The following is a 12,060-nucleotide window of genomic DNA, read 5'->3' on the forward strand; positions in this document are numbered from 1 at the left end:
GGCGGGGTTCTCCGGCGCTCAGCGGGTGTCGCGTTCGCGGCTGCGCAGGCCGTCGAGGCGCGTGGCCGGCTGCTGGGCGGGGGCGGCGCCTCCGGGCTGGGGGGCCGGCGCGCCCGGCGCGGCGGCCTGGCCGCCGCTTGCCGGCGCGCCCTGCTGCATCAGCCGGTCGAGCGGCAGGTACAGCAGGTTGCCCGAGGACTTGGTGTCGACCAGAACCTTGCTGGTGTTGGCGAAGATCTGCTGCATCGTCTCGATGTACATGCGCTCGCGGGTGACCTGCGGCGCCTTCGCGTACTCGACCAGCACCGCGTTGAAGCGGCTGGCGTCGCCCTCGGCGGCCGCGACGACCCTCGCCCGGTAGCCCTCGGCTTCCTCGAGCAGCCGCGCCGCGGTGCCGCGGGCGCGCGGGATCACGTCGTTGGCGTAGGCCTGGCCCTCGTTGATCAGGTTCTCGCGGTCCTGCGCGGCCTTGTTGGCGTCCTCGAAGGCGGCCTGCACCTGCTCCGGGGGCTGCGCCTGCTGGATCGTGACGTCGACCACGCTGATGCCGACCTTGTAGCGATCGAGGATCAGCTGGATCTGCTCGCGCGCGTCGAGCGCCACCTGCTCCTTCTCTTCGTAGAGCACCTGGTCGATACCCTTGCGCCCGACGATCTCGCGCATCGCGGTCTCGGCCGCCTGCCGGACGATCTCCTCGGGCACCGGCCCGAGGTCGTTGTTGAACAGGTAGTCGCGCGCGTTGCCGATCCGGTACTGGACGGTGAACTGCAGGTCGACGATGCTCTGGTCGAGGGTCAGGATCAGCGACTCGCGCAGCGTCTTGTTGCGCACCGCATTGCGGTAGCCGACCTCGACGGTGCGCAGCTGCTGGGTGTTGACGATCTCGTGGCTCTCGATCGGATAGGGCATGCGCCAGGTGAAGCCGGCGCGGTCGACCAGTTGCTTGAACTCGCCGAACCTGAGCACTGCGGACGCCTGGCCTTCCTGGACGATGTAGAAGCCGCTGCCGAGCCACAGCAGCACGGCCACGGCCGCGAGCAGGCCCAGCCCCGCACCGGCGCCCTTCATTGAGGGCCCCTCGCCGCCGCCGCCGCCACCGCGCGGCGCGCCCGGGCCGCCACCGCCCTTCTTGCCGAACAGGCCGTTGAGCCGGCGATTGAAGTCGCGCCAGAGCTCGTCGAGATCGGGGGGGCCGTCGCCCTGCCCGCCGGGACGCTGCGGAGGACGCTGCTGGTCACCGCCGCCGCTTCTGCCCCAGCCGGGGTCGTTGAGGGAAAAGATCGCGCGGACTGACTTCCACATGGTTCAGGGTCGCGGTTCGGGAATCGGGTGAAGGGAGGGGTGCATCGGGAGGCGGCCGGGCGGTCAGCCTGCCCGCGCCTCGAGGGCGGAGGATTCGACCTGCTCGCCGGCGGCCGCGGCGAAGCGGCGGGAGCGCCACTCGTCGACCCGCGCCTCGATCGCGTCGCGAAGCGCGTCGATGCCGGCGCCGGACACGGCGCTGACCCACAACCGGTCGATGCTACCACAGGCGTCCAGCGCGACTCTCGGCTCCAGGCCGGCGGCGTCGATCTTGTTCATGACGGTGAGCCGCGGCACGTCCGCCGCGCCGATCTCGGCCAGCACCCTCTCGACCTCGGCGATCTGCTCGTCGCGGTCGGGGGCAGACGCGTCGACCACGTGCAGCAGCAGGTCGGCCTCGGCGGTCTCCTCGAGCGTGGCGGTGAAGGCCTCGACCAGTTGGTGCGGCAGGTCGCGCACGAAGCCGACCGTGTCCGAGAGCACGACCTCGGCGCCGGAGGCCAGGCGTAGCCTCCGGGTCAGCGTGTCGAGCGTGGCGAACAGCTGGTCGGCGGCGTAGGTGCCTGCCTTGGTGAGCCGGTTGAACAGCGTCGACTTGCCGGCGTTGGTGTAACCGACCAGCGAGATCGCGAAGGCCGGGCGGCGGTCGCGCGCTCGGCGGCGGGTCCGCCGCTGCTTCTTTAGCTGGTCGAGCTGGCCGCGGAGGCGGCGAACGCGGTCGCCGAGCATCCGGCGGTCGAGCTCGATCTGCTTCTCGCCGGGGCCGCCGCGCACGCCGATGCCGCCGCGCTGGCGCTCGAGGTGGGTCCAGCCGCGCACCAGCCGGGCCTGCAGGTGCTCGAGCCGGGCGAGCTCCACCTGCAGCTTGCCTTCGTGGCTGCGCGCGCGCCGCGCGAAGATGTCGAGGATCAGCTCGGTCCGGTCCATGACCGGAAGCTTCCAGAGCTGGTTCAGGTTGCGCTGCTGGACCGGCGTGATCTCGTGGTCGAACAGCACGAGATCGAAGCCGCCGCCCGCGAGCATCGCGCCGATCTCGTCGGCCTTGCCCGAGCCGATGCAGAGGGCCGCGTCGGGGCGGGCCCGGCGGACGATGATCCTGGACTGCGGGTCGAGGCCCGCGGAACGCGCGAGCGCGTCGAGCTCGTCGAGGCTGTCTTCGCTGCGGGGCCGGCCGCCGAAGGCGACGCCGACCAGCAGGCAGCGGGGGGGGTTGTCGTTCGCGCTCAGTTTTCCTGGGCTTCCTGTTGGAAATTGACGGGCCGGCCCGGCACGACGGTGGAAATCGCGTGCTTGTAGACCATCTGCGTCACGGTGTTGCGAAGCAGGACCACATACTGGTCGAAGGACTCGATCTGTCCTTGCAGCTTGATGCCGTTGACCAGGTAGATGGAGACCGGCACATGCTCCTTGCGCAGGAGGTTAAGGAACGGGTCTTGTAGTAGCTGCCCTTTGTTGCTCATGGCGACTCCGGTTGTAGGTCTTGTGGTCGGAAGGTGCGGTCAGGCGCCCGGATTTCAACTCTAACGCAAATCCGACGGCGGCGTGGCAAGCCCGCGGCCGCGGCGCGGCGGGCCCGCGCTCAGCGCGCTTGGGCGACGTACGGGTTCGCCGAGGAGCGGAATTCGATCCGCAGCGGCGTGCCCTGCAGCTTGAAGCGGTCGCGAAACCAGCCTTCCAGGTAGCGGCGGTAGGTGTCGCCGATGTTGTCGAGCCCGCTGCCGTGGATCACGATGATCGGGGGATTGCGGCCGCCCTGGTGCGCGTAGCGCATCTTGGGCCTGAAGGGCCCGCGCTTGGGCGGCGCCTGCTTATCGACGGCCTCCTGCAGTGCCCGGGTGAGCTTCGGCGTGGACAGCCGCGCGGTCGCCGCCGCGTAGGCCTCGTCGATCGCGCGCATCAGCGCGCCGATCCCGGTGCCCTTCAGCGCGGACAGGTGCAACAGCTTGGCGAAGCGCAGGAAGTGGAGCTTGCGGTCGAGCTCGCCGCGCAGGCGCTCGCGCGTCTCGGCGTCGGCCAGGTCCCACTTGTTGACCGCGACGACCAGCGCCCGGCCGGCCTCGAGGATGTAGCTGGCGATCGTGGCGTCCTGGTCCGAGACCTGCTCGGTCGCGTCGAGCAGCAGCACGCAGACGTTGCTGTCCTCGATCGACTGCAGCGTCTTGACGACCGAGAACTTCTCGACCATGTCGGTGACCTTGCCCCGGCGCCGCAGGCCCGCGGTGTCGATCAGCGTGTAGGGCTTGCCGCCGCGCTCGAACTCGATCGCGACCGAGTCGCGGGTCGTGCCGGGCTGGTCGAAGGCGATCAGCCGCTCCTCGCCGAGCAGCGTGTTGATCAGCGTGGACTTGCCGGCGTTCGGGCGGCCGACGACCGCGACCCGGACCCGTCGGGGTTCTTCGGGCCCCGCCGCCCCCTCGGCCCCGGGCGCGGTCTCGCCGCCCTCGCCGCCCTCGCCGCTCTCGAAGCCCTCGCCCTCGGGCTGCGGCTCGGGCATGCCCGCGTCGCCCATGTGCTCGAACGCGATCTCGACCAGGTCGCGAACCCCGTCGCCGTGGGCGGCGGAGATCGGCAAGGGATCGCCCAGCCCGAGCTCGTGGAACTCGGCGGCGACCTGGGCGCGCGGCATGCCCTCGGTCTTGTTGACCGCGACGAACACGCGCTGGGCGGTGCGGCGCAGCTCGCGCGCGATCTCCATGTCGTGCGCGGTCAGGCCCTCGCGGCCATCGACCACGAAGACGACGGTGTCGGACTCGAGCACCGCCTGCCGCGTCTGCCTGGCCATCTCGGCGGCGATCCCGGACTTGGCGACCGGCTCGAACCCGCCGCTGTCGATGACGATGAACGCGCGCTCGCCGCTGCGCCCTCGCCCGTACTGGCGGTCGCGGGTCAGCCCCGGCACGTCGGCGACCAGCGCCGCGCGGCTGCGGGTGAGCCGGTTGAACAGCGTCGACTTTCCGACGTTGGGGCGCCCGACCAGCGCGAGGACCGGAAGCCTGGCCATCGATTCAGTCCAGCGCCACGGCCTGCAGGCTGCCGCCGCTGGTCTGCACGATCGCCAGGTTGCGCCAGCGAGCCGGCGCGCCGACGATCGGGCTGCCGTCGGTCGACGATCTGGCGAGCAGCGCGCCGTCGTCGCGAGACAGCAGGTGCAGCATTCCCAGCGAGTCGCCGACCAGCACCTGGGACGCGGCCAGCAGCGGCGCCGAAGGCTGTCGGCGCTTCAGCGCGTCCTGGCGCCACAGGCTGGCGCCGCTGCGCGAAACGGAGTGCAGGACGCCGTCCGAATCGACCGCCACCACCTGCCGCGAATCGAGGTCGATGCCGGCCGCCGCGGCCAGATCCCGTCCCCAGGCCGCGCGGCCGGTCGAGGTGTCGAGACAGGCGATGCGGCCCTGCCAGGCGGCAGCGCAGACCTCGCCGCCGCTGATCAGCGGCGAGCCGACGACGTCGGCGATCCGCTCGATCTCGTTCGATCCGCGCGGCAGGCCGATCGCCGCCTCCCAGCGCTGGGCGCCGCTCTGCAGCGACAGGGCGACCAACCGGCCGCCGGGCAGGCCGACGTAGGCGCTGGAGGTGTCCATCGCGATCGCCGCGGTCTGCCGCAGCACGAGGGCCGGCGACTGCCGGTCGAAGGTCCAGCGGCGCTTGCCGGTCTCCAGGTCGAATGCCGAGACCCGGTTGTCGCTGGCGCGCACGATCGCCAGCCCGAGGCCGACGGCGGGCACGGTGACGATCTCGGCGCCGGCCTGGGTGCTCCAGCGCTGAGCGCCGTCGCGATCGAGCGCGATCAGCGATCCGTCGCGCGCCGCGACGACCGTGGTCGTGCCGTCGCTGCCCACCCCGGCAATCAGCGGCTTGCCGAGCTCGACGCGCCAGGCGACCCGCCCCGACTCGGCGTCGAGCCGCGCCACGACGCCTGCGCGAGAAGCGGCAAGGACCGAGTCCCCGACCACCAGCGGCTGGAAGCCGATCCCGCCGGCGCCGATCGGGTACGACCATGCGGTCCGCATGCTCGCCGCGCCGCTGACCGGCGGCAACTCGGGCAGCTTCGGCTTGGACGACGACCAGAAGCCGCAGCCGGCGGCCAGGACGGCGGTGGCGAGGCCCGCCGCCAGCAGGCGAAGCCGGGCGGTGATCACGCCGAGCCTCCGCCGATCGCGTCGAGCTTGATCTGGACCAGCCGGCGCAGCGCGCTGTCGTTGCCCAGCAGGCCGAGCGCTTCCTGGTACGCGGCCCGGGCCTCGGCCGGCTTGCCCTGCGCCACCAGCAGGTCGCCGCGTCGATCGGCGAAGGCCGCGGCGTAGCTCTTCTCGGCCGGCGCTGCGAGCAGCTTCAGCGCCTCGTCGTAGGCCTTCTCGTCGAGCAGGATCGCCGCCAGCCCGAGCCTGGCCTGGTCGCGGAAGGCGGGGTCGCGGGCGTTCTCGACCGCCCATTGCAGCGGGACCTTGGCGGCCTTCGCATCGCCGGCCTCGACGTAGGCATCGGCCGCGACCAGCGCCGCCATCTGCGCCCAGGCGGTGCCGCCGTAGTCGGCGAAGATCCGGCCGGCCGCCTCGCGGACCTTGCCGACGTCCTTCGCGCCGGCGGCCTCGCGCAGCTGGTCGTAGGCCTGCGAGGCCTGCGCCGACTGGTTCGTCTGGTACCACTGCCAGCCGCGCCAGCCCGCCCAGGACAGCGCGACGACCAGCACGACGGTCAGGATGAAATTCCCGTACTTGTGCCAGAACGCCTTCAGGTTCTCCAGCTGTTCCTGTTCTTCGAGGTCGTAAGCCATGTCTTGAATCGGTTTGCGGTTGGAGCGCCGCGGCGCCCGGTCAGTGCGAGGCCTCGCCGGAGATCGCGTCGGCCAGCGCCTCGGCGACGCGATCGAGCGGCACCGTGGACTGCCTGCCGGCGCCGCTTCCGGCGTCTTCGCCGCGCAGCCACTTGATCGAGGCCTCGCCGCGCGCCACCTCGTCCACGCCCAGGATCAGCGCGAACTGCGCGCCGCTCGCGTCGGCCCTGCGGAACTGCGACTTGAAGCTGCCGCCGCCGCAGTGGAGCAATACGTCGAGGCCGGTGTCGCGGATCCGCTCGGCGGCCTGCATCGCGGCCTCGAGCGTTGCATCGCCGTGATGCACGATGTAGACGTCGCATTGTGCCTGCGCCGGCTCGCCCCCCTGCGCGCGCATCAGCTCGAGCACCCGCTCGACCCCCATCGCGAAGCCGCAGGCCGGCGCGGGCTTGCCGCCGAGCATCTCGACGAGCGGATCATAGCGGCCGCCGCCGCAGATCGTGAGCTGCGTGCCGCCGAGGTCGGCGACCCACTCGAACACGGTCAGGTTGTAGTAGTCGAGCCCGCGCACCAGCCTCGGGTTGATCCGGAACGGCAGGTTCTGCGCGCGCAGCAGCGCCTGCAGCCGGTCGAAGTGGGCGAGCGACTCGGCGCCCAGGAAGTCGATCAGCTTCGGCGCGGATTCGACGATGCCGCGCATATCGGGGTTCTTGGTGTCCAGGATGCGAAGCGGATTGCTGTGCAGCCGGCGCGCGGCATCGGCGTCGAGCTCGTCGCGCCGGGCCTCGAAGTGCGCGATCAGCGCCTCGCGATGGGCGCGCCGCTCGTGCGAGGCGCCCAGCGAGTTGATCTCGAGCGAGACGCCGGACAGCCCCAGCTGGTCCCAGAGCCGCTGGCACATCAGGATGACCTCGGCGTCGGCATCGGGCCCGGCCAGCCCGAGCGCCTCGGCGCCGACCTGGTGGAACTGCCGGTAGCGCCCCTTCTGCGGGCGCTCGTGGCGGAACATCGGCCCCGCGTACCACAGCCGCTTCGGCCCGTCGTAGAGCAGGTTGTGCTCGATCGCCGCGCGCACCACGCCCGCCGTGTTCTCGGGGCGCAGGGTCAGGTCCTCTCCGTTCAGCTGGTCGGTGAAGGAGTACATCTCCTTCTCGACGATGTCGGTCACCTCGCCGATTCCGCGCACGAACAGCCGCGTGTGCTCGACGATCGGCGTGCGGATCTGCCGGTAGCCGTAGGCGCGCACCGTATCGGCGACCGCTTCCTCGAACGCACGCCAGAGCGGCTCGTCGGCGGGCAGGATGTCGTTCATGCCGCGCACGCCGTTCAGCTTCGTCGGCGCGCTGCGGTTCGGATTGTCGTCGTGCATCGTTGTCGTTCGGTTCTCTGGACGCCGGCCGTTCGCCGCGCGGGCTCAGGCGTCCGCCTGCTCGGCGGCGCCGGCGTGCGCTGACGGTCGTGGCGCGTAGCGGCGGCGCACGTAGTCGTCGACGATCGCCTGAAACTCCTCGGCGATGCGCTCGCCCTTCAGCGTGACGGTGCGCTCGCCGTCGACGAAGACCGGCGCCACCGGCGCCTCGCCCGAGCCGGGCAGCGAAATGCCGATGTTTGCGTGCTTGCTCTCGCCCGGCCCGTTGACCACGCAGCCCATGACGGCGACCTGCATCGACTCGACGCCAGGGTGGCTGATCCGCCACACCGGCATCTGCTCGCGCAGGTAGGCCTGGATCTTCTGGGCAAGCTCCTGGAAGAAGGTGCTGCTGGTGCGCCCGCAACCCGGGCAGGCCACCACCACGGGAGCGAAGGCGCGCAGGCCGAGCGACTGCAGGATCTCCTGCGCGACCACGACCTCCTTCGTGCGGTCGCCGCCCGGCTCCGGGGTCAGCGACACCCTGATCGTGTCTCCGATGCCCTCCTGGAGCAGCACCGCCATCGCGGCGGTGGAAGCGACGATGCCCTTGCTGCCCATGCCGGCCTCGGTGAGGCCGAGGTGAAGCGGCCAGTCGCAGCGCGCGGCCAGCGAGCGGTACACCGCGATCAGGTCCTGCGCATTCGACACCTTGGCCGACAGGCAGATCGCGTCGGCCGGCAGGCCGAGTTCGACCGCCCGCTCGGCGCTCTCGATCGCCGAGGTGACGAGCGCCTCGCGCATGACGGCCTGCGCGTCCCAGGGCTCGGGGCGCGCGGCGTTGCGGTCCATCAGCCGGGCCAGCAGGCCCTGGTCGAGGCTGCCCCAGTTCACGCCGATCCGCACCGGCTTGCCGTGGCGGCAGGCGATCTCGATCATCCGCGCGAAGTTGTCGTCGCGCTTGCTGGCGGACCCGACGTTGCCCGGGTTGATCCGGTACTTCGACAGCGCCTGCGCGCAGTCGGGAAAGTCGGCCAGCAGCTTGTGGCCGTTGTAGTGGAAGTCGCCCACCAGCGGCGCGTCGACCCCCATGCGGTCGAGCTGCTCGCGGACCGCGGCCACCGCAGCCGCGGCGGCCGGCGAATTCACCGTGATCCGCACGATCTCGGACCCGGCCCGGGCGAGGTCCTTGACCTGGATGGCGGTGGCGATCGGGTCGGCGGTGTCGGTGTTGGTCATCGACTGCACGACGACCGGCGCATCGCCGCCGATCCGGACCTCGCGCGCGCCCCAGCGGACGACGGTCTGGCGGGAAACGCGGCGGGCCGCCGGGCCCACCGGCATCGGCCGATCGGCGCCCGCCGGGCAGCCGGCCTGCGACAGTGCGGTCGGATCGCTCATCGTTGCGCGGGGAATCAGTCGAGGGTCAGTCGGGCCACGCCCTGCCGCGCCCGCGCCGCCAGGTCGACCGGCTTGCCGCCGCGCTCGAGCGTGACGTGCTCGGCGTTGCCGATCACCAGCGTCAGCGGCTTGCGCCCGCTGAGCTCGCGCTCGGTGCCGGGCTGCTGCAGGCCGGTGAGCAGGATCTTGCCGCCGGCCTCGCGGATCTCGACCCAGGACTCCCGCGCGAAGCGCAGGCGCAGGGTCTCGGTGCCCGACGCGCCAGCGGCCGGCGCGTCGGCGGCCTGGGCAGGCGCCGCGGACGGTGACGCCGACGATGAAGAGGCCGCAGCAGCCGAAGCGGCCGCGCCCGGCGATACCGCGCTCGGGGCCGCTGCCGAGGCCGACGCCGAGGCCGACGCCGAGCCGCCGGTGCCCGCGGCACCCGACGCCGCAGCGGGCGATCCGGGCGGCGAAGCCGGGGCCAGCGGAACCAGCGGCGCGAGCGAAACGCCGGCACCGCTCTCCTGGGCCTGGCCCGTTGCCGTCGCGCCCGCCGGAGCGACCGCAGCCGCGCCGCCCGTGGCGGTGCCTGCGGCGGGTGCGCCGCCCGACCCGGCCGCTGGAGCGGCGGCACCGTTCGAAGGCGCTGCCGGCTGGATCGAGGGCGCGGCCGACTGCGATTCCGCGAGGCCGGCCGTGTCGCCCCCCGCCTGTCGCTCGCCGAGCTCGAAGGCCGGGCCGAAGTAGAACACGATCGCGATGACTGCCGCGACGCCCAGCAGGATCCAGGCCAGCCGTCCGCCCGAGCCTCCGCCGCCGAAGCCGAAACTGCCGCCACGCGGCATCGGCGACTCGAGCGAGGCCGAGGCCTTCAACTCGGGCGCCGCGACCTGCGGGCCGAGCGACGAAAGCAGGGGCTCGACGTCGACGGCGATCGCCTTGCCGTAGGCGCGCAGCGCGGCGCGCACGAAGGCCTGGCCCGGCAGCGCCGGCCAGTCGCCGCGCTCGATCGCCTCGATCTGGCGGGTGGCCATGCCGAGGCGCGAGGCGACGTCGGACGCGCCCAGCCCCGCGGCCTGGCGGGCCGCGACCAGTTGCTCGACGGTGGACACCGCCTGCGTGCGCTGCTCGGCGGGTTCGCTCGCCTGGGTCTCGATCTGCTCGGTCACTCGCTGTATCTCCGTGCCGCGAGGAGCCCGGCCTCCGGCGAATCGGGAAACCGGCGCCGAAGCTGGGCGCCGAGGCTGGCCTCGGCGTCGCGGTTGCCGAGGGCCCGCTCGACCTTCAACGCGAGCCACAGCGTCTGCGCCGACGGCTCGAAGGTGTTGACGAGACGCTGGGCGTGAAAGCGGGCGCGCTCGAGATCGCCCCGCTTCAGGTAGATCTGGCCGAGGTTGAACATCGCGACCGGATTGGTCGCGTCGACCTGGAAGGCCCTCAGGAAATAGGACTCGGCGGTCTTCTCGTCGCCGAGGCGAAGCGCGCAGATGCCCGCGTTGTGCAGGGGCATCGTCGGCGTCTGGTAGAGCGGGTCGCGCAGCGCCTGCTCGAAGCGCGCGATCGAATCGCGCTCGCGACCGGTCTGGCACAGGAACCAGCCGTAGTTGTTGTTCAGGTTCGCGTCGTTGGGCGCCAGGCGCAGCCCGCGCTGGAAGCTCTCCTCGGCCCGCTCGCGATCGTTCAGCGCCATGTAGACCAGGCCCAGCATGCCGAAGGCGCCCGGATATTCGGGGTCGGCGCGCAGCGCCTGGCCGATCTCGTCGAGCGCGACCTGGTAGTTGCGCTGCTGGTAGTAGCCGGCGGCGAGCTCGACCCGGATGCGCGCCCGCCGGCGAGCGTCGCTCTCCTCGCCCGATCCGGGCACGACTGCCACCGAGCCGTCGCGCGAGGACTCGGCCTGGCCCGCGCCGGGTCGCCCATCGGCGGCGCACCCCGCGAGCAGCGCGACGAGGACCGTGGCAAGCAGCGCGACGAGCCGCTGCGCGATCCCGCTGCCGGGGGCGAAGAAACGATCGGCGCCGGTCATCGGGCCTCCGCCACGGCGATCACCGGCCGACCGCGGGCGTCCATCCGCTGCCGCAGCCTGGTGCGGTCCTGCACCTCGCCCGCGAGCTGGCCGCAGGCGGCATCGATGTCGTCACCGCGCGTGCGGCGCACCGTGGTGACGATGCCGGCATCGACCAGACGCTGCGCGAAGGCCTTGATGCGCTCCGGCCGCGACTTGCGCAGCCCGGATGCCGGGAAGGGATTGAACGGGATCAGGTTGAACTTGCAGGGCACGTCGCGCACCAGCGCCACGAGCTCCTCGGCATGCCGGTCGGAATCGTTGACGCCGTCGAGCATCACGTACTCGAAGGTGATGAAGTCGCGCGGCGCCTTTTCCAGGTAGCGGCGGCAGGCCGCGAGCAGCTCGGCCAGCGGGTACTTGCGATTGAGCGGCACCAGTTCGTCGCGCAGCGCGTCGTTCGGCGCGTGCAGCGAGACTGCCAGCGCGACCGGGCAGTCTTCCCGCAGCCGGTCCATCATCGGCACCACACCCGAGGTGGACACTGTGACCCGGCGCTTCGAGAGCCCGTAGGCGTTGTCGTCGAGCATGATGCGCAGCGCGACCAGCGTTGCCGCGTAGTTCTGCAGCGGCTCGCCCATGCCCATGAAGACCACGTTGCTGACCACCCGGTCCTCGGCAACGCCCTTCTCGCGGGCGTAAGCGCCGAGCGCCCGGTTCGCGTGCCACAGCTGGGCGACGATCTCGTGCGCATGGAGGTTGCGCGAGAAGCCCTGCTTGCCGGTGGAGCAGAACACGCAGTTGACCGCGCAGCCGGCCTGGGTCGACACGCACAGCGTGCCGCGGTCGGCCTCGGGGATGAAGACGGTCTCGACCGCGTTGCCGCCGCCGACGTCGAGCAGCCACTTGCGGGTGCCGTCGGCCGAGACGTGGTCACTGACGACCGCCGGCGCCTGCACGACCGCCCGCTGCCGCAGCAGCTCGCGAAAGTCCTTCGCGAGGTCGGTCATCGCGTCGAAGTCGGCCTCGCCGCGCTGGTGCACCCAGCGCATCAGCTGGCGGGCGCGGAAGGGTTTCTGGCCCCACTGCGCGCACAGCTGCGCCAGCCCATCGGCATCGAGGCCGAGCAGGTTGACCGGCTGCCGCGCGGTCGCCGGCTGCGCGGGACCGGCGCCGGCGCGCGGCGCGCCCGCCTCGAGCGCAACGGGATCGCTGGGCTGCACGCTTTGGGTCGACTCGGGCATTCCG

The 12,060-nt window shown here is 72.1% G+C and carries 11 protein-coding genes; all 11 read right to left on the bottom strand.

Annotated elements, in window-relative coordinates; genetic code table 11:
* Positions 1 to 18 precede the first annotated feature (18 nt).
* A complete protein-coding gene (gene hflK, locus M6I34_RS15500) occupies positions 19 to 1,302 on the bottom strand; it encodes an FtsH protease activity modulator HflK (protein WP_272486715.1) in 1,284 nt (427 codons plus the stop codon).
* A 63-nt stretch (positions 1,303 to 1,365) separates the two neighbouring features.
* Positions 1,366 to 2,529 carry a GTPase HflX gene (gene hflX / locus M6I34_RS15505; RefSeq protein WP_418953569.1) on the bottom strand — a complete coding sequence of 388 codons (1,164 nt, stop codon included), beginning with the start codon at positions 2,527 to 2,529 and terminating at the stop codon, positions 1,366 to 1,368.
* Positions 2,526 to 2,762, bottom strand: a complete 237-nt coding sequence (gene hfq / locus M6I34_RS15510) for an RNA chaperone Hfq (protein ID WP_272486716.1) — start codon at positions 2,760 to 2,762, stop codon at positions 2,526 to 2,528. Before hfq ends, hflX begins: the two co-directional genes overlap by 4 nt.
* Positions 2,763 to 2,881: 119 nt before the next feature.
* A complete protein-coding gene (gene der / locus M6I34_RS15515; RefSeq protein WP_272486717.1) occupies positions 2,882 to 4,303 on the bottom strand; it encodes a ribosome biogenesis GTPase Der in 1,422 nt (473 codons plus the stop codon).
* Between the two features lie 4 nt (positions 4,304 to 4,307).
* Positions 4,308 to 5,441, bottom strand: a complete 1,134-nt coding sequence (bamB, locus tag M6I34_RS15520; protein WP_272486718.1) for an outer membrane protein assembly factor BamB — start codon at positions 5,439 to 5,441, stop codon at positions 4,308 to 4,310.
* Positions 5,438 to 6,076 (bottom strand): YfgM family protein, encoded by a 639-nt coding sequence (locus M6I34_RS15525; RefSeq protein WP_272486719.1) that lies wholly within the window; start codon positions 6,074 to 6,076, stop codon positions 5,438 to 5,440. Before M6I34_RS15525 ends, bamB begins: the two co-directional genes overlap by 4 nt.
* A gap of 40 nt (positions 6,077 to 6,116) precedes the next feature.
* On the bottom strand, positions 6,117 to 7,445 hold the full coding sequence (hisS, locus tag M6I34_RS15530) for a histidine--tRNA ligase (protein ID WP_272486720.1): 1,329 nt from the start codon (positions 7,443 to 7,445) through the stop codon (positions 6,117 to 6,119).
* A gap of 45 nt (positions 7,446 to 7,490) precedes the next feature.
* Positions 7,491 to 8,825 (bottom strand): flavodoxin-dependent (E)-4-hydroxy-3-methylbut-2-enyl-diphosphate synthase, encoded by a 1,335-nt coding sequence (ispG, locus tag M6I34_RS15535; RefSeq protein WP_418953561.1) that lies wholly within the window; start codon positions 8,823 to 8,825, stop codon positions 7,491 to 7,493.
* 14 nt (positions 8,826 to 8,839) lie between these two features.
* On the bottom strand, positions 8,840 to 9,976 hold the full coding sequence (locus tag M6I34_RS15540; protein ID WP_272486721.1) for a helix-turn-helix domain-containing protein: 1,137 nt from the start codon (positions 9,974 to 9,976) through the stop codon (positions 8,840 to 8,842).
* Entirely contained in the window at positions 9,973 to 10,833 is an 861-nt protein-coding gene (pilW, locus tag M6I34_RS15545; protein WP_272486722.1) for a type IV pilus biogenesis/stability protein PilW, read from the bottom strand. Before pilW ends, M6I34_RS15540 begins: the two co-directional genes overlap by 4 nt.
* The gene (gene rlmN / locus M6I34_RS15550; RefSeq protein WP_272486723.1) at positions 10,830 to 12,056 is read right to left on the bottom strand and encodes a dual-specificity RNA methyltransferase RlmN; all 1,227 of its coding nucleotides are present in this window, start codon (positions 12,054 to 12,056) and stop codon (positions 10,830 to 10,832) included. The genes pilW and rlmN overlap by 4 nt, the downstream gene beginning before the upstream one ends.
* Positions 12,057 to 12,060: the final 4 nt, after the last annotated feature.

Origin of the sequence: Zeimonas sediminis (genome assembly GCF_023721795.1) — a bacterium.
Lineage (GTDB): Bacteria > Pseudomonadota > Gammaproteobacteria > Burkholderiales > Burkholderiaceae_E > Zeimonas > Zeimonas sediminis.